Here is a 16,884-nt window from a genome sequence, read left to right as displayed (position 1 = left end):
TGCGACGAACGTTAACTCGGCATTTGCCCGAGAACGGTCTATTTTCACCGGCAAGGGCAGAATCGTTTTGGGAGGACATCTCGATGAATCTGACTGAGCTGAACAGGATCGCGACCGCCCTGGTCGCGCCCGGCAAGGGCATCCTTGCCGCCGACGAATCCTCCGGCACCATCAAGAAGCGTTTCGACGCGATCGGCGTGGAATCGACCGAAGAGAACCGCCGCGACTATCGCGAGATGCTGTTCCGCTCGAACGAAGCCATGAGCCGCTACATCTCCGGCGTCATCCTCTATGACGAGACGATCTGGCAGAACGCGAAGGACGGCACGCCCCTGGTCAAGCTGATCGAGAGCAGCGGCGCCATCCCCGGGATCAAGGTCGACGAAGGCACCCAAGCCCTGCCGATGTGTCCGGGCGAGCTCGTCACCGTCGGGCTCGACAAGCTCGCCGAACGGCTGAAGAAATATCACGAGCGCGGCGCACGCTTCGCCAAATGGCGCGCGGTGATCGACATCGGCAGTGGCATCCCTTCCATGACTGCGATCAGCGTCAACGCCCACGCGCTGGCGCGCTACGCAGCGCTGTGCCAGGCCGCGCAGATCGTGCCGATCGTCGAACCCGAAGTGTTGATGGACGGCGATCACGACATCGATCGCTGCTATGAGGTGACGAGCCGTGTGCTCAACAAGACGTTTCAGGAATTGCGCGTGCAGCGCGTCGCGCTCGAGGGCATGGTGCTGAAGCCGAACATGGCCATCTCCGGCAAGAAGTGCGCGAAGCAGGCTTCCGTCGAGGAGGTTGCGGAGAAGACGATATGGCTGCTCAAGGCATGCGTGCCCGCGGTGGTGCCCGGCATCGCCTTCCTCTCCGGCGGCCAGTCGGATGAAGAGGCAACGGCGCATCTCAACGCCATGCACAAGCTCGGCCCGCTGCCCTGGGGCCTGACCTTCTCCTATGGTCGCGCACTCCAGGCCGCGCCGCAGAAGGCCTGGTCGGGCAAGGCCGAGAACGTCGCGGCCGGACAAAGCGCATTCAGTCACCGCGCGCGCATGAACGGCCTCGCCTGCAAAGGCGAATGGCAAAGCAGCCTGGAACAGAAAGCGGCCTAGATCTTGTCGAACAAATCTCCTCCGCCGCGCCCGGCGCCGCGCCTTTATCTCGCGACGCCTGTCGTCGACGATCCCGCTTCGCTCCTGGCCGAGCTGCCCGGCCTGCTCGCCGCCGCCGATGTCGCGGCCGTGCTGCTGCGGCTGAAGCAGACCGATCAGCGCACCATGATCTCGCGGATCAAGGCCTTGGCGCCGCCGGCTCAGAAAGCGGGCGCGGCGCTGCTTGTCGATGGCCATCCTGAGCTCGTCGCACGCGGCGGCGCCGACGGCGCGCATCTGCCCGGCATCGCCGCGCTGAAAGAGGCGCTGCCATCGCTGAAGCCGGATCGCATCGCGGGCGTTGGCGGGCTGACAACGCGGCACCATTCCATGGATGCGGGCGAGATTGGCGCGGATTACGTGCTGTTCGGCGAACCCGACGCAAAGGGCCAGCGGCCGTCGTCGCAAGCGATCGCTGAGCGGCTGGACTGGTGGGCCGAGCTGTTCGAACCGCCCTGCGTCGGCTTTGCCATCTCGCTGGAGGAGGCCCACGAATTCGCCGCCAGCGGCGCCGATTTCGTGCTGGTGGGCGACTTCATCTGGGCCGATCCGCGCGGACCCAAGGCTGCGCTGATCGAGGCCGACGCTGCGATCAAGAAGGCTCATGCGACTGCGCTTGCAGACCAGGAGCACGGCTAGCGCCCGACATGAAGCTCCCGCGCATCATCATGCTGGCCACGCTGCTGCTGACGGCGCCCGCGGCCGCGCAGCTCCAGATCACGCCGCCGGTGGCAACGCCGGGCGCTTCGGCCGAGAAAACCAAAGACAAGCCGAAGGCCACGCCGCACACCATCACCAAGAAGAAGGAAGCGCCGCCGGCACCCAAACCTTCAGCCTCCCCCAAACCTTCCGCGTCCCCAAAGCCTGCTCCGGCCGCGACCGTGATTCCGGCGCCGCCGACCGACAACCCCAACGTCGATCTGGTGTACGGCGCCTATCAGCGCGGCCAGTACAAGACCGCCTTCGAACTCGCCACGGCCCGTGCCGAAACCGGCGATGCCAAAGCGATGACCATGCTGGGTGAGCTCTATTCCAACGCCATGGGCATCCGACGCGACTACACCAAGGCGCTGCAATGGTACAAGCGCGCCTCCGACGCCGGCGACCGCGAAGCGATGTTCGCGCTCGCCATGCTCAGGATGACCGGCCGCGGCGGCCCGGTCGACAAAAATGAGGCGGTCAAGCTGATGGCGTCCGCCGCCAAGCTCGGCGAACCCAAGGCGGCCTATAATCTCGCGCTGCTCTATCTCGACGGCCAGACCCTGCCGCAGGACGTCAAGCGCTCCGCCGAGCTGCTGCGCCAGGCGGCTGATGCCGGCCTGCCCGAGGCGCAATACGCGCTCGCGACCTTCTACAAGGAAGGCACTGGCGTGCCGAAGGATTTGGAACGGGCGGTGCGTCTGCTCCAGGTCGCCACGCTGACCGACAATGTCGATGCCGAGGTCGAATACGCCATTGCGCTGTTCAACGGCACAGGCACGCCGAAGAACCAGCCGGCGGCCGTCGCCCTGCTCCGCAAGGCGTCCCGCCAGGGCAGCGCGATCGCGCAGAACCGGCTGGCCTGGGTGCTGATCAACGGCATGGGCACGGCCGTGGACAAGGTCGAGGGCTTCAAATGGCATCTGGTGGCCAAGACCTCCGGCAAGGGCGATCCGGAGCTGGACAAGCAATTGTCCGATTTGCCGGCCGAGGACCGGGCCAAGGCCGAGGCCGCCGCCAGGAAATGGCTCGGGGCCAAATGACTTGACGTTGAGGCCCCCGCAGGGCACCCCATCCCTCAAACAGGCGCGATTTCGCGCCATTTCCCCCGATCAAGACCGGAAGCTCATGCTGTATTCCGCAACTATCAACGTCATGGTCAAGGCCGCGCGCCGCGCCGGCCGCAGCCTCAAGCGCGATCTCGGCGAGATCGAGCATCTCCAGGTCTCGCTGAAAGGACCGGCGAATTTCGTCTCGCTGGCCGACAAGCGCGCCGAGGAGATCCTCTACCAGGACCTCGCCAAGGCGCGGCCCGGCTACGGCTTCATCGGCGAGGAAGGCGGAACACGCGAGGGCTCCGACAAGAGCCATACCTGGATCGTCGATCCGCTCGACGGCACCACCAACTTCCTGCACGGCATCCCGCAATTCGCGATCTCGATCGGGCTTTCGCGCGAGGGCACGATCATCGCCGGCGTGATCTACAATCCCGCCAATGACGAGCTCTACATCGCCGAGCGCGGCAAGGGCGCCTTCCTCAACGACCAGCGGCTGCGCGTAGCCGGCCGCCGTCAGCTCAACGAATGCGTGGTGGCCTGCGGCCTGCCTCATATCGGCCGCGGCGACCACGAGGAATTCCGTCGCGAGATGACCGCGATGCAGGAGCGCGTCGCCGGCCTGCGCCGCTTCGGCGCCGCCTCGCTCGACTTGGCCTTCGTCGCCGCCGGCCGCCTCGACGGCTACTGGGAGCGCAATTTGCAATCCTGGGACATCGCGGCGGGCCTGATCATGCTGCGCGAAGCGGGCGGAACGATCACCGACATCGATACGCCGGGCGACGCGCTGGTGACAGGCAATGTCGTGTGCGGGAATGAATACGTGCACGGGGAACTGGTGAAGATCTTGCGGAAGTAGGCCGCAGCAGCACGACGGCTCGATCGACGACGGTTAGGAATCGTCGTCCTCATCGTCCTCGTCGGCTTCGTCGTCGCGATATTCACCGCCGATGGTCAGGCCCTCGATCGCCGTGGCGCCTTTCGACTTGATCACCCGGCGGAGCGGGACCGAACTCTCGCTTCGCAGTGCGTCCATCAACTGTTCCGAATGGGTGACAATCCAGATGTCGGCGCGGCGCGATGCCTTGGCGATGAGCCGGGCCAGCGGCGCAAGCAGCGACGGATGCAGGCTGGTCTCGGGTTCGTTCAGCGCAATGAACGGCGGCAGCCGATAGCCCATGAATACCGCGAGCAGGCAGATGTATTTCAGCGTCCCGTCGGATAGTTCATGAGCCCTGAACGGCCGCGGCATATCCGGCAATTGCAGATCGAATTCACACCTGCCATTTTCTTCCCATGCGCGGAGTTCGGCACCCGGGAATGCATCCTGGATCGCGTCCTGCAGGTCGTTGGCGTCTTCCCGAATGACATAGAGGGTCGCCAGGGTGGCAGCCAGATCGATGCCATCGGCGCTGAGCGAGGGCGTTGCGATCGCCAGACAAGGCTTTCGTATCGGTGACGCCGGATCAGTGCGAAAGTCATGATAGAATCGCCAGCCCAGCATTGCATTTCTGATCAGGTCGATTTCCGGGCATTGCTTGCCATCGGAAAAAGCCGCAAGCGCGGTCTCTGACGGCAGCACCGCATCCTTGTGAGCGTTCCAGGCGCCACTCTCGCCGCGGACGCTGATGAGCGAGTTTATCCGCTCCATCAGCTTGACCGTGCGTTTGCCGCGCGTCGTTTCGATCGTTTCGGCCTTGATCATCGGCTCGCCGGAAAATGCCGCCTGAAGCGGGCTGGGAAATCCGAGCTCGATGGAATATCTCATGCCGTCGAATGTCGCCGACAGCCGCAGCCGCCCGTCTTCGCCTCGCTTGCGTATGCCGGACCAGCAGACCGAATTCAAACCGCCTTCATCGGCGATCGTGCGGGTGATCTGACCGGTCGCCGCGTCGCGCAACAGCGACAAGGACTTGTAGAGATTGGACTTGCCGACTCCATTTTCGCCGACGAACACCGACAGGGGATGGATGGGTATGGAGAGCCGCCGAATGGAGCGATAGTTCGAGATCGCAATGTCGGTCGGACGCATCACATGCTCTCAATCGGCGGGCTATCTCCGCATTCGCAGTAAGGTGCGAATACGATGTTTCAATCCAGGGGTGCAGTCTGGATTGAGGCCTCCGAGAAATCAAGCCGACCGATCCGGCGTTCAATGGCCGACTCTCACCAGCGCAAACCCGACGGTCATCATCCGCGAAGGCGGATGATCCAGTATTCCAGAGACGCCGCTCGGATACGGAAAGGCCGCGGGGTACGGCATGCCCCGCCTGCGCGGGGCATGACACCTCACCTTACAGCTTGGCCGGCGCCGGCGGCCCGTACATCTCGCCCTGCTTCGCCGCCTTCTCCCGATCCCCGCCCAGCACGCGCTGCACCGAGACGAAGAACACCGGCACCATCAGCAGCGCCAGGATCACTACCGCGATCATGCCGCCCATCACGACACTGCCGAGCGCCTGCTGGCTGGCGCCGCCGGCGCCATGGGCGATGGCCATCGGCAGCACGCCGCAGATGAAGGCAAGGCCGGTCATCAGGATCGGGCGGAAGCGCAGGCGGCAGGCCTCGATGGTGGCGTCCACCAGCGGCTTGCCTTCTTTTCGAAGATCCTTGGCGAACTCGATGATCAAGATCGCGTCCTTGGCCGCAAGGCCAATGATGGTGATCAGGCCGACGGTGAAATAGACGTCGTTGGGCAGGCCGCGCAGCATCGCTGCGACCACGGCGCCGACGATGCCGAGCGGCACGGTGAGCAGCACCGCGAGCGGAATGGTCCAGCTCTCGTAGAGCGCGGCCAGGCACAGGAACACCACGAATACCGAGAGCCCGAGCAGGAACGGCGCCTGCGAGCCCGACAGCTTCTCCTGGAGCGACTGTCCGGTCCATTCATAGCCGAAGCCGCGCGGCAGCTTGCCGGCGAGCCGTTCCATCTCGGCGATGGCATCGCCTGAAGTGAAGCCGGGTTTCGCCTCGCCGGAGATGCGCACCGCCGGATAGTAGTTGAAGCCGGCGATCTGCGTCGGTCCGCGCGCCCATTCCACGGTGGTAAAGGACGAGAATGGCACGAGCTGGCCGCGGCTGTTCTTGACGTTGTAGTTGAGGATGTCCTCGGTCCGCATGCGGTCGCGGGCATCGGCCTGCACCACGACACGCTGCATGCGGCCGCGGTTCGGGAAGTCGTTGATGTAGTTCGAGCCGAGATTGGTCGAGATCGTATTGTTGATGTCCTCGAAGGTGACGCCGAAGGCGCCCGCCTTTTCGCGGTCGATCACGAGATTGACCACGCCGGCCTCGGGCAGGCCTTCGACATAGACCTTCTGAAGCACAGCGCTCGCATTGGCCTCCGCGATCAACTGATCGGCGGCGCGCATCAAGGCCGGATAACCCTTCTGGCCGCGGTCCTGGAGACGGAACGAGAAGCCCGAGGAGTTGCCGAGATTGTCGATCGGCGGCGGCTGCAGCGCGGAAATTTTTTTTGCGTCGCGGATCGACGACGACAAATCGCGGTTGATGTCGGCGACGATCGCGGCCGCAGAATCCTTCGGCCCGCGTTCCGACCAGTCCTTCAGGGTGATGAAGGCCTGCGCGGTGTTCATGCCCTGGCCGGAGAAGCTGAAGCCGGTGAGGAAGGTGACGTTGTCGACGCCCGGACGCTGCGCCAGGTATTTTTCCACTTTCTCGATCACCGCCTCGGTCCGGCCGTAGGACGAGTCCGACGGCGTCTGCACGTCGGTGGTGACGAAGCCCTGGTCGTCGACGGGCAGGAAGCCGCCGGGCAGATTGACGAAGGCCCAGGACAGGCCGGCGAGCAGCGCGACATAGACCAGCATCAAGCGGCCGGTGCGCTTCAGCGAGAAGCCGACGGTGCGGGAATATCCCTCCTTGCTGCCGTCGAGCATGCGGTTGAACCAGCCGAACACGCCCTTCTTGGCATGGCCATGACCGGCCGCGACGGGCTTGAGCAGCGTCGCACACAGTGCCGGCGTCAGCGACAGCGCGAGGAAGGCCGAGAAGCCGATCGCGGCGACCATGGTCACGGAGAACTGGCGGTAGATGATGCCGACCGAGCCCGGGAAGAACGCCATCGGCACGAACACGGCCATCAAGACCAGCGTGATACCGATGATGGCGCCGGTGATCTGCGACATCGCTTTCCGGGTCGCTTCCTTGGGCGGCAGGCCCTCCTCGGCCATGATGCGCTCGACGTTCTCGACTACGACGATGGCATCGTCGACGAGGATGCCGACGGCGAGCACCATGCCGAACATCGAGAGCATGTTGATGGAATAGCCGGCGAGCAGCAGCGTGGTACAGGCGCCCAGCAGCGCCACCGGCACCACGATGGTCGGAATGATGGTGTAGCGGATGTTCTGCAGGAACAGGAACATCACCACGAACACCAGCACGATGGCTTCGACCAGCGTCGACAACACCTTCTTGATCGAGGCCTCGACCACGGGCGTGATGTTGTATGGAATCTCGTAGCCGATATTGGCCGGGAAGAAGCGAGACAGCTCCTTCATCTTCTCTTCGACGGCGCTCGCGGTCGCCAGCGCATTGCCGGTCGGCGACATCAGCACGGAAAGACCGGCGGTCGGCTTGCCATCGAGACGGGTGTTGAACTGGTAGCTGAGGCCGCCGACCTCGATCCGCGCGACATCGCGCAGCCGCACGGTCGAGCCGTCGGCATTGGCGCGCAGGATGATGGTGCCGAATTCATCCGGGGACGAGAGCTGGCCCTTGACCAGCACCAGCGCGGAGGTGCGCTGGGTCGAGGTCGACGGCTCGGCGCCGATGCTGCCGGAAGCGACCTGCGCGTTCTGCGCGGCAATGGCCTTGTTGACGTCGTCGGCGGTCAGACCATAGCCGACCAGCTTTGCCGGATCGACCCAGACGCGCAGGCTGCGTTCGGTCGAATACAGCGTGGCGCGTCCGACGCCGGGGATGCGGCGGATCTCGCCGAGCACGTTCCGGATCATGAAGTCGCCGAGGCCGACTTCATCCAGGCTGCCGTCGGTCGAGTTCAGCGTGATGATCTGGAGCACCGCGCTGGAGGCCTCCTCGATCAGAATGCCCTGCTGGATCACCGCGCGCGGCAGCCGCGCCTCGACGCGCTTGATGCGGTTCTGCACCTCGACCGAGGCGGCGCTGGTATCGGTGCCCGGCACGAAATTGGCGATGATCTCGACCTGGCCGAGCGAGTCGCTGGTCGATTCGAAATTGAGGATGCCGGAGGCGCCGTTGAGCTCCTCCTCGATCAGCCGCGTGACGCTGTTGTAGAGGTTCTCGGGCGAGGCACCGGGATAGCTGGTCGAGATCGAGATCGAGGGCGGCGCGATGATCGGGTACTGCGCGATCGGCAACAGCGGAATCGAAATTGCGCCGACCAGACAGATGAACAGCGCGACGACCCAGGCGAAGATCGGCCTGTCGATGAAGAAGCTCGCCATGGTCTATTACCGCATCAGCTTCTGGGCGTGCCGGTTGTCGGCGGTCGCATCCGCTTCCGACCAGGATTGCGGCTTGACCTTGTCGCCGGCGGCGAACTTCTGGAAGCCTTCGACCACGACCTTGTCGCCAGCCTTCAGGCCGTCGGTGACGAACCAGATGCCGTCCTGCACCGAACCGGTGCGCACCGGCTGCACCGAGATGCGATTGTCGTCCTTGACGACGAACACCTCGCTGCCGCCGCCGCCATTGCGCTGAATCGCCTGCTGCGGCACGGCGATCGCATCGCTATCGAGACCCTGGTCGATGCGGACGCGGACATACATGCCCGGCAGCAGCTCGCGCTTCGGATTGCGGAACTCACCACGCAAGGTCACCTGACCGGTATTGGCGTCGACCTTGGCATCCGAAAACAGCAACTTGCCGTCGAGCGAGTAGAGGGTGTTGTCGTCGAGCACGAGATGCACCTTGGCGGCGTCGGGCGCGATGCGCTCGAGGTCACCGCTCTCGAAGGCGCGGCGGAGCTGGTTGAGCTCGTTCACCGACTGGGTGAAGTCGGCGTAGATCGGATCGAGCTGCTGAATGGTGGCCAGATTGGTCTCGTTCTGAACCGCGAGCGCGCCCTCGCTGACCAGGGCGGCACCGACGACGCCGTCGATCGGCGCGCGTACGGTGGCATAGTCGAGATTGAGCTTTGCGCGCGCGAGATCGGCCTTGCGGCCCTCGACCTCGGCATGGGCCTGGCGCTCGGCCGCGATCGCCTTCTCGTTCTCGGCTTCGGGCGCGGCGCGCTGGCTGGTGAGCGTGGCGATGCGGCGCGCCTGCTGCTGGGACTGCATCAACGCGGCCTCGGCCTTGGCGACCGCAGCCTCGTTGGCCATCACCTCGACCTCGAACGGACGCGGATCGATCCGATACAGTGGATCGCCGGCCTTCACCTCGCTGCCCTGCCGGAACAGGCGCTCGACCACGATGCCGGACACGCGCGGCCGCACGTCGGAGACGCGCGTCGGCGCAATGCGGCCCGGCAGCTCGCGCACCACGGCACGCGGCTGCGGCTTGACGATGACGATGCTGACGTCGGGGTCGTTGGGCTGGGCGGCTGAAATGGCGGAGCTGGATTCGTCGCAGCCCGCCAACAGCGGCGTAAAGGCCGCGAGCATCATTGCAACGCATGCCGATCGCGCGCGAAGTCCTGACATGAAATGGGGTGCCCCGATATTGTTGAAACCGATCACGCTCGGCGCGAGGCCCGTTCTGGGCCATAGCACGCGGCTGATGCGGTCAAAATAGAGCGGACGTGCTGCGACGCAACGCACCTTGCGGGCGGCCCAATGTCACACGGCCTAGGGTGCTGAGTTCACGGCGTTTTTCGCGTCTCACCCGATTGTGAGTCCGGTTCCATCACCGCGTGCTGCGTCAGAAGACCGCAATTACCCCGCCGCCTTCATCCGGTAGTGGCTGACGCCCCACTCGGTTCCGTCGGCATAGCCGAACAGGCCCGAGGTCGCGAGAAAGAACCAGCGCCAGCGTCGCATTCGCTGGGCGGTCTCCTCGCCATGGATGTTGCGTAAGGCCGCCTCGACGGCGTCGCGATGCGCGTCGAAATTTGCGAGCCAGTCGTTGGCGGTGCGCTGATAGTGCGTGCCGCTCCAGCACCATTCCTTCTCGACGGTGAAAATATCGTCGAATTGCCTGACGAGGTGATGGCTCGGCATCAGCCCGCCCGTGGAGACGCGCTGCGCGATCCAGTCGTCGCGATCGGCCCGGTCGAACAGGTGAGAGCCGGAGCGATGGGCGACGATGTGCATGAAGAACCGCCCCTCCGGCGCGAGCCATGATCGCAAGCGCGTCATCAGCTTGCGCCAGTTCATCACGTGCTCGAACATCTCGACCGACACGATGCGGTCGAATTGCCCGTCGGGCGCGAACACGTTGATGTCGGCGCAGATCACCCGCAGGTTGAGGAGACCGCGCAGCCGCGCCTCTTCCTCGATATGGGCGCGCTGCGCCTGCGAGCTCGACACCGCCGTCACCTTGGCGTGCGGAAACTGCCGCGCCATCCACAGCGACAGCGAGCCCCAGCCGCAGCCGAGCTCGAGGATGGTCTGACCATCGGCGAGAGCGGCATGCTCGGCGGTCTGGCGCTGCGCCTCCTCCTCGGCCTCCCGCAAGGTGGTCGCGTCGGTCTTGTAGAAGCAGCAGGAGTATTTGCGGTTGGGACCGAGCACCTTCGCAAAGAACGAAGCGGGCACCTCGTCGTGCTCGGCATCCGCGTCCTCGGCGATCGGCCGCAGCATCATCCGCCCGGCGAAGGCGGCATCGTCCGCCCCGCCCAGCGCGGACAGGCGCGTCACCGTGCGCGAGCACAGGCGCTGGATCGCCGCGCGGATCACGACATCAGGCAACGGCACCCGTTCGGCAGTCCCGATGATCGCGGACACGACGCTCATGCGACGACTCCGTCTTGGGCGGCGGGTTTTGGCGCCAGGGGAAAAAGTGCGACTTGAACCTGTGGAATGCCGACGATTTGCAAAGTACGTCCTTACCAAAGCCCGGTTTCAGCTTTGGGTTCCCCAGCTCTGCCCGAAATCGGCGCATCCGGCGCTTTTTTTGGGCTGGCGCTGTGCCATAGTGCGCCCCGCAAGCAAGTTAACGGATGATACCGGCCATGCCGCCAGGCGCCTCGCCCCGCTCCTCCCTCGACATCGAATACACCAAGCTTTCCTCGCCCAGCGTCTTTCTGGTGCGGATGCTGGTCTTCCTGGTGCTCTGCACCCTGGTGGGCGTGGTGCTCTATAAGCAGATCATCCAGGCCTTCTTCGCCAATCCCGGCCTCAATGCCCTGATCGGCGGCGTGCTGTTCATCGGCATCATCCTGGCCTTCCGCCAGGTGATCCGGCTGTATCCCGAAGTCTCCTGGGTCAACAATTTCCGCATCGCCGATCCCGGCCTTGCGCCCGCCCGCCACCCCAAGCTGCTGGCGCCGATGGCGATGATCCTCGGCGGCGAGCGCACCGGGCGGATGTCGATCACCCAGACCACCATGCGGCACCTGCTCGATTCGATCGCGACCCGCCTCGACGAGGCCCGCGACATCTCCCGCTACATGACCGGGCTGCTGGTCTTCCTCGGCCTGCTCGGCACCTTCTGGGGCCTGATCGAAACGGTCGGCTCGGTCGGCAAGGTGATCGACGGGCTCAAGGTCGGCGGAGATTCCGGCGCCCTGTTCGACACGCTGAAGGAGGGGCTGGCCGCCCCACTCGGCGGCATGGGCATCTCGTTCTCGAGCTCGCTGTTCGGCCTCGCCGGCTCGCTGATCCTGGGCTTCCTCGACCTGCAATCGAGCCAGGCGCAGAACCGTTTCTACACCGACCTCGAAGACTGGCTTGCCACCACCGTGCGCGAATATGGCAGCGGCGAGGTGGCTGTTGCCGGCACTGGCGGTGGCATTGCCAGCGGCGAGCTTCAGGCCGTCGTCGAGCGCTTACGCTCCGTGCTCGAGGAAGGCAGCGGCAGCCGCGGCACCACCGCGGCGATGGCGAGCCTCGCCGAAGCCATCCAGGCGCTGGTCTCGCATATGCGGACCGAGCAGCAGATGATCCGCGAATGGGCCGACGGCCAGGGCGAGCAGAACCGCGAGATCCGGCGCCTGCTGGAGCGCATCGCGCGTCAGCCCGAGAAGGGTTAGCGACATGGCACTGGCGCGCGGTCGCCGCGGCGATACCTCCTTCAACTACTGGCCCGGCTTCGTCGACGCGCTGTCGACGCTGGTGCTGTCGATCGTGTTCCTGCTGTCGGTGTTCCTGGTCGTGCAGTTCTTCCTGTCGCAGGAGGTCACCGGCAAGGACAAGGCGCTGGAGCAGCTCAACGCCAAGATCGCGCAGCTCAACGAATTACTGTCGCTGGAGAAGCTCGGCAAGCTCACGCTCGACGACCAGGTCTCGTCGCTGAAGGCCGGCCTCGCTTCGGCCGAGAGCGAGCGCGACCGCATCAAGGGCCTCTATGAGGGGCTCGCCGCGGCCGGCAACGATGCGCAAGGCAAGTCCTCCGAGCTCGGCAAGGCGCTGGATTCCGAGAAGGCGGTTTCGGCCCGGGCGCTGGCGCAGATCGAGGTGCTGAACCAGCAGATCAGCGCGCTGCGGCGGCAATTGGCCGCGCTGGAAGAGGCGCTCGACGTTAGCGAGAAGCGCGACAAGGAATCGCAAAATCGCATCGCCGACCTGGGCTCTCGCCTGAATGTCGCCCTGGCGCAGCGCGTGCAGGAATTGTCGCGCTATCGCTCGGAATTCTTCGGCCGCCTGCGCGCCATCCTCGGCAACCGCCCCGACATCCGCATCGTCGGCGATCGCTTCGTATTCCAGTCCGAAGTTTTCTTCGACACCGGACAGGCGGTGCTGCTGCCCGAAGGCCGCGCCGAGCTCGACACGCTCGCAACCGCGCTGATCGATCTCGACAAGAAAATCCCGAACGAGATCCCCTGGGTGCTGCGTGTCGACGGCCATACCGACGTGCGCCCAGTCAACGGTCCGAACTTCAAGTCGAACTGGGACCTCTCGGCCGCGCGCTCGATCTCCGTGGTGCAGTACCTGATCTCGCTCGGCGTGTCGGCCCAGCGCCTGGTCGCCGCCGGCTTCGGCGAATTCCAGCCGCTCGACACGGCCAACACCGAGGAAGCCTACAAGCGCAACCGCCGCATCGAGCTGAAGCTGACGGAGCGGTAGTGAGCGCCCTCCACCTCCGCCCTTACCGTCCCGAGGACGAGGCCGCCTCGATTGACCTGTGGCATCGCACCTGGCAGCAGGCCTATCCGCAGATCGACTTCGCGGCCCGCCTGGACTGGTGGCGCGAGCGCTGGCGCAAGGAGCTGGTGCCGAAGGCTTCGATCGTGGTCGCGGAGCAGGACGGCGCGCTGACCGGCTTCGTCACCATCGACGGCGACGGTTATCTCGACCAGCTCGTGGTCGATCCCGCGCACTGGGGCTCGGACGCGGCGCGGCTGCTGGTGGATGAGGCCAAGCGCCTGTCACCGGCGGGCGTGACACTGCTTGTCAACAAGGACAACAGCCGCGCCATCCGCTTCTACGAGCGCAACGGCTTCGCGCATGCCGGCGACGAGGTGAACCCGACCTCGGGACGTCCGGTGCTGAAGATGATTTGGCAACCTTAGATTCTGGCGATCTTGATTCTGGACGCGTGACGGCCGTCACGTCGGGATCCCAGGACGTCAGCTAGTCGTTGTGCCCGCAAGTTGCGCCGGCAAGCGGATGGAGATGACCGATGAAATTGAGCGATCTGGCCAAGGGGTCTTCGGTCCTGCTCGGCGTCATCGTCGCCGGATATGTTTCGACGAGCTATGTCGACCAGCACCTCGCCACGCCGGTCAAGACGACGAGTGCTCCGACGAATGGCCTTGGGCCATCGGCCTGCGTTGATGAGGACGGGAGCTGGAAGAACTGGCCATGGCCGAACGTGCCGGCGCTGTCGCCGAAGTGCTGATAAGCAGTGCTGCCGTCAACTCGCCGCGGTGCGCTCTCGGCTCAAGCGGAGTTCAAGCTCGAACTGCCAGCTTTCGGCTTGGCGGATCGCGCGTTGGCTGTCTTCGCGAAGCCGGATCGACTCATCGATCGCTCGCTGCGCCCGCTCCAAAAGTTCGTGGGTTTCCTTGCTGAATGGCGGGGCCATGAGGCGCACTCCCATTGAGGCGGGAGCACAAATCATCTCTCAGGCACCGACGCCTACGGACGAGCCTTTGGCCGGCGATACCTGATTAGGCGCCACATCCGGGGGAACTGCAAGGTTCATCCACTCGGCTCAGGGGCGCGGGCTGCCCTATCCGAAATTCCGGAAGCCCACGATGGGCAATCCGAAACTCAGCACAACGATGACGCCGCTACCAGCGACAACAAGCAGCGCCGCTTTCCACCCCGCAAGGCCGCGCTTTTGCTGTCGAATAGCGAACAGGATGAGGAGGATGAACAGTACCGGACCGATCAGAACAATCATTCACAACACCGTCCACTCCGTCAGCTCAACGAACAACGCCTGCCGCATCGTTCTTGCTAGGAATCACCCAATCGATTGCGAGCAGGCAACTTTCGACGACAATGAAGGCGGCCAGACCGCCGAGCCAACCGAAGAAGACCACGGAAAAGGTAGCAAGCAAGAGCGCGCAGAAGACGTCGGCGACAAGCTTGCCGTTGCGCTCGCCTCGGGTCTGGTCGGCTGTCGAATAAGGCATTTGGCTTCTCCTGGGTCGGCCCGAACCCTAGCTTCAGCAGCCGCGGCCGTCCACTCCCTCCGCGCGCGCCAACGCTGTCCGAAATTCCTGAAGCCAACGACGAGCATTCCGAAACTCATCAAAACGACGACGCCCATGTTCTGCGACAGCCAGCAGCGCCGCTTCCATCGATCACCTTACGATGTGGCCGATTCGAATCGCGCAGCCGATCAGATCGACAAATGTCCGCTATCGACCCGGCTACGAAGGGAGACCACGTGGTGCGACGCTCTCGCCAAAAGCTCCGCTGTCATTCCCCGCGGAGGCGGGGAATCCAGTACGCCGCGGCTTATCGCTTGATCACTTCCGTCTCGATCGCCCGCCTGCGCGGGGGATGACAGCCTGAATGAAGCGGCAGTCCAGACTACCTCGCCTCACGCCCCCTCGAACTGCAACCTCGCCAGCCTGGCATAGAGCCCGTTCGCAGCGACGAGCTCCGCATGCGTGCCCTGCTCGACGATCCGGCCCTGGTCCATCACCAGGATGCGGTCGCACGACAAGACGGTTGCGAGGCGGTGCGCGATGACGAGCGTGGTGCGGTGGCGCATCAGCTCTTCCAGCGCGGTCTGCACCAGCGTCTCGCTTTCGGCATCGAGCGCGGAGGTGGCTTCATCGAGCAGCAGCAGCGGCGCATCGCGCAGGATCGCACGCGCAATCGCGATGCGCTGGCGCTGGCCGCCGGACAGCGTCACGCCGCGCTCGCCGAGCGGGGTGTCGAAACCTTCGGGCAGACGGCGGATGAACTCGGCGGCGTGCGCGAGCTCGGCCGCGCGCTCGACCTCGGCATCGGTGGCATCGGGTCGGCCGAAGCGGATGTTGTCGCGGGCACTGGCCGCGAACACGTTGGATTCCTGCGGCACCAGCGCGATACGCGAACGGAATTCGCGGGGATCGGCGGATTTGACCGGCACGCCGTCGAGCGAGATCGCGCCGCTGCGCGGATCGTAGAAGCGCAACAAGAGATGAAAGATCGTGCTCTTGCCGGCGCCGGACGGACCGACGATCGCGACTTTCTCGCCGGGACGCACGGCGAACGACACGGCATCGAGCACATTGACGTCGCGCCGCGCCGGATAGGCGAAGCTGACATGGTCGAAGCCGACTTCGCCGCGCGCCGGCACCGGCAGCGCGCGCGGCGAAGCGGGCGCCGTGATGTCGGGCTGCACATGCAGGATCTCGAACAGGCGCTCGGCAGCGCCTGATGCCGCCGAGATCTCGCCCCAGACTTCGCTGAGCTGGCCGAGGCCGGCCGCGGCGAAGGCCGCATAGAGCACGAACTGGCCGAGCCGGCCCGGCGTGATGGTGCCGGTCAGCACGTCGTGCGAGCCGATCCAGAGGATCGCGACCACGCTTGCGAACACGATGAAGATGATGATGGCGGTGAGCACGGCACGGGCCTGCGTGGAGGTGCGCGCGGCTTCATAGGCCTGCTCGACCTCGCCGCCGAAGCGCTTCTCGGCGAGGCTCTCGCTGGTATAGGCCTGCACGGTACGGATCGCACCGACCAGCTCGCTCGCATAGGCGGAGGCCTCGGCCAGCGTGTCCTGCGCATTGCGCGACAGACGGCGCACCCAGCGCCCGAAGGCGACCAGCGGCAGCACGATCAGGGGAATGGCGAGCAGCACGAAGCCCGACAGCCGCGGGCTGGTGATCACCATCATCGCCGCGGCACCGAAGAACATCATCAGATTGCGCAGCGCGATCGAGACCGAGGCGCCGACGGAGGATTTGATCTGGGTGGTGTCGGCGGTGAGGCGCGACACCAGCTCGCCGCTGCGCGCGGAATCGAAGAAGGCCGGCGACAGCGACAGCAGATGGGCGAAGACGTCACGCCTGAGATCGGCGACGATGCGCTCGCCGATCGTCATCACGAGGTAGTAGCGCGCGGCACTCGCCAGCGCGAGCACGGCGACGACGGCGATCATCACCGAGAAGTAGCTGTTGATCAGCTCGATGCCCTCAGGCGTCAGGCCGAAATCGATCATCCTGCGCACCGCGACCGGCACCAGCAGGGTGGTCAGTGCCGCGATCGTCAGCGCGACGAAGGCCAGCGCCGCCCGGCCGCGATAGCGGGCGACATAGGGCGCGAGCGCCAACAGCGGCCGCAGCTTCGCGCGGCTCTTCGCCGGCGCCTCGATCAGGTCGGCCTCGATCGACGGGGCTTCCGCGGACCCGGTTTCAAGCCGTTCTACTGCGCTCATGAGATCCGACCAAAAGACAAAGAGAGGTGCTCCGCTCCAGATAGGCCGGGCGA

Annotated in this window: 16 protein-coding genes; 8 read left to right on the top strand and 8 right to left on the bottom strand. The window is 65.1% G+C overall.

Annotated features, from left to right (window positions below; genetic code table 11):
- Positions 1-83 precede the first annotated feature (83 nt).
- The 4 genes from AC0L23_RS03910 to AC0L23_RS03895 all read left to right on the top strand — a co-directional run bounded on the left by AC0L23_RS03910 (position 84) and on the right by AC0L23_RS03895 (position 3,761).
- Complete coding sequence (locus tag AC0L23_RS03910) at positions 84-1,109, top strand: class I fructose-bisphosphate aldolase (RefSeq protein WP_085361604.1); 1,026 nt, start codon at positions 84-86, stop codon at positions 1,107-1,109.
- A gap of 3 nt (positions 1,110-1,112) precedes the next feature.
- Positions 1,113-1,787: a thiamine phosphate synthase gene (locus tag AC0L23_RS03905; protein ID WP_018454607.1), complete on the top strand. Its 675-nt coding sequence runs from the start codon at positions 1,113-1,115 to the stop codon at positions 1,785-1,787.
- A gap of 8 nt (positions 1,788-1,795) precedes the next feature.
- A complete protein-coding gene (locus tag AC0L23_RS03900) occupies positions 1,796-2,890 on the top strand; it encodes a tetratricopeptide repeat protein (RefSeq protein ID WP_018454608.1) in 1,095 nt (364 codons plus the stop codon).
- A gap of 85 nt (positions 2,891-2,975) precedes the next feature.
- Positions 2,976-3,761: an inositol monophosphatase family protein gene (locus AC0L23_RS03895; RefSeq protein ID WP_018454609.1), complete on the top strand. Its 786-nt coding sequence runs from the start codon at positions 2,976-2,978 to the stop codon at positions 3,759-3,761.
- A 33-nt stretch (positions 3,762-3,794) separates the two neighbouring features.
- On the opposite strand, the gene AC0L23_RS03890 is transcribed toward AC0L23_RS03895, so the two are convergent.
- The 4 genes from AC0L23_RS03890 to AC0L23_RS03875 form a co-directional block, all read right to left on the bottom strand.
- Entirely contained in the window at positions 3,795-4,934 is a 1,140-nt protein-coding gene (locus AC0L23_RS03890; RefSeq protein WP_085361605.1) for an AAA family ATPase, read from the bottom strand.
- Between the two features lie 262 nt (positions 4,935-5,196).
- Entirely contained in the window at positions 5,197-8,352 is a 3,156-nt protein-coding gene (locus AC0L23_RS03885; protein WP_473356770.1) for a multidrug efflux RND transporter permease subunit, read from the bottom strand.
- Between the two features lie 6 nt (positions 8,353-8,358).
- Positions 8,359-9,552, bottom strand: a complete 1,194-nt coding sequence (locus tag AC0L23_RS03880) for an efflux RND transporter periplasmic adaptor subunit (protein WP_085351844.1) — start codon at positions 9,550-9,552, stop codon at positions 8,359-8,361.
- Positions 9,553-9,783: 231 nt separating this feature from the next.
- Positions 9,784-10,803, bottom strand: coding sequence for an SAM-dependent methyltransferase (locus tag AC0L23_RS03875; protein WP_085385084.1), 1,020 nt, complete (start codon positions 10,801-10,803; stop codon positions 9,784-9,786).
- 218 nt (positions 10,804-11,021) lie between these two features.
- Between AC0L23_RS03875 and AC0L23_RS03870 the strand changes: the two genes are divergently transcribed.
- From AC0L23_RS03870 to AC0L23_RS03855, 4 genes are all read left to right on the top strand, one after another.
- Positions 11,022-12,041, top strand: a complete 1,020-nt coding sequence (locus AC0L23_RS03870; protein WP_018454614.1) for a flagellar motor protein MotA — start codon at positions 11,022-11,024, stop codon at positions 12,039-12,041.
- Positions 12,042-12,045: 4 nt separating this feature from the next.
- On the top strand, positions 12,046-13,074 hold the full coding sequence (locus AC0L23_RS03865) for a peptidoglycan -binding protein (RefSeq protein ID WP_085361609.1): 1,029 nt from the start codon (positions 12,046-12,048) through the stop codon (positions 13,072-13,074).
- The gene (locus AC0L23_RS03860; RefSeq protein ID WP_085361610.1) at positions 13,074-13,520 is read left to right on the top strand and encodes a GNAT family N-acetyltransferase; all 447 of its coding nucleotides are present in this window, start codon (positions 13,074-13,076) and stop codon (positions 13,518-13,520) included. Before AC0L23_RS03865 ends, AC0L23_RS03860 begins: the two co-directional genes overlap by 1 nt.
- Positions 13,521-13,630: 110 nt before the next feature.
- On the top strand, positions 13,631-13,849 hold the full coding sequence (locus AC0L23_RS03855) for a hypothetical protein (RefSeq protein ID WP_018454617.1): 219 nt from the start codon (positions 13,631-13,633) through the stop codon (positions 13,847-13,849).
- Between the two features lie 15 nt (positions 13,850-13,864).
- Here AC0L23_RS03855 and AC0L23_RS03850 read toward each other — a convergent pair whose 3' ends face one another.
- The 4 genes from AC0L23_RS03850 to AC0L23_RS03835 form a co-directional block, all read right to left on the bottom strand.
- Entirely contained in the window at positions 13,865-14,035 is a 171-nt protein-coding gene (locus AC0L23_RS03850; protein ID WP_157642917.1) for a hypothetical protein, read from the bottom strand.
- A 147-nt stretch (positions 14,036-14,182) separates the two neighbouring features.
- Positions 14,183-14,356 carry a hypothetical protein gene (locus tag AC0L23_RS03845; RefSeq protein ID WP_162847278.1) on the bottom strand — a complete coding sequence of 58 codons (174 nt, stop codon included), beginning with the start codon at positions 14,354-14,356 and terminating at the stop codon, positions 14,183-14,185.
- A gap of 25 nt (positions 14,357-14,381) precedes the next feature.
- Complete coding sequence (locus AC0L23_RS03840) at positions 14,382-14,591, bottom strand: hypothetical protein (RefSeq protein ID WP_085361611.1); 210 nt, start codon at positions 14,589-14,591, stop codon at positions 14,382-14,384.
- Positions 14,592-15,004: 413 nt separating this feature from the next.
- The gene (locus tag AC0L23_RS03835) at positions 15,005-16,831 is read right to left on the bottom strand and encodes an ABC transporter ATP-binding protein/permease (protein WP_085351760.1); all 1,827 of its coding nucleotides are present in this window, start codon (positions 16,829-16,831) and stop codon (positions 15,005-15,007) included.
- Between the last annotated feature and the right edge of the window lie 53 nt (positions 16,832-16,884).

The sequence above is a fragment of the Bradyrhizobium sp. MI1.4 genome (assembly GCF_055811315.1).
Note: the sequence above shows the minus strand (reverse complement) of the source record. Positions and strands in the feature narration are given on the sequence as shown.